The sequence below is a fragment of the Pseudomonas fluorescens genome (assembly GCF_000802965.1).
Lineage (GTDB): Bacteria > Pseudomonadota > Gammaproteobacteria > Pseudomonadales > Pseudomonadaceae > Aquipseudomonas > Aquipseudomonas fluorescens_A.
Map to the genome: position 1 here is coordinate 1 of NZ_JSAK01000059.1, position 614 is coordinate 614.

Sequence of the window (614 nt, forward strand, 5' to 3'; positions counted from 1 at the left end):
GGCTGTCCCGTGTCGATGGTCACTGGCGAAGAACTTTTGACCCTGAGCGATGGTGTTCTCGACGGGGTTTTACCCTTCGAGTTCACCCGGCTCTATCGCACCAGCGCCGTAGAAATCGACAGCGGCCTCGGTTTCGGCTGGAGCCATTCGCTGGCCCATCGCCTGGAGCTTTCTGGCGACACGGTGATTTGGGTCGACCACGAAAACCGGCGCACGCCGTTTCCGTTGCCGAGCCTGACCCGCCCGGCCATTCACAACAGCCTGTCGCGGTCGGCGATTTACCTCGGTGATCAGCCGGAAGAACTGATCGTGGCGTTGGCCGGTGAGTCGGCGCGGTTCTTTCACTTTCTGAACGGGCGTTTGAGCGCCATCAGCGACGCCTATGGCAATCGTCTGACGCTGCAGCGCGATCTTTCCGACCGCGTGCTACGCCTCGACAACGGCGCCGGGCGCTGTTTGCTGCTGCGTTACGAGCGTCAGCACCTGATCGGCGTCGACTACCAGCGCTTTCACCTCGCCGACGACCAGGCGCCGGCCTGGCACACCGAGCAGACGCTGGTCACTTATGGCTACGACGCGCGCGGGCGGTTGATCGCCGCAACCAACGCTGCCGG

General features: G+C 63.5%; 1 protein-coding gene. It reads left to right on the forward strand.

Annotated elements, in window-relative coordinates:
* The coding region (locus NL64_RS30455) for a DUF6531 domain-containing protein (protein ID WP_034151512.1) at positions 1-614 on the forward strand (614 nt) is incomplete at both ends.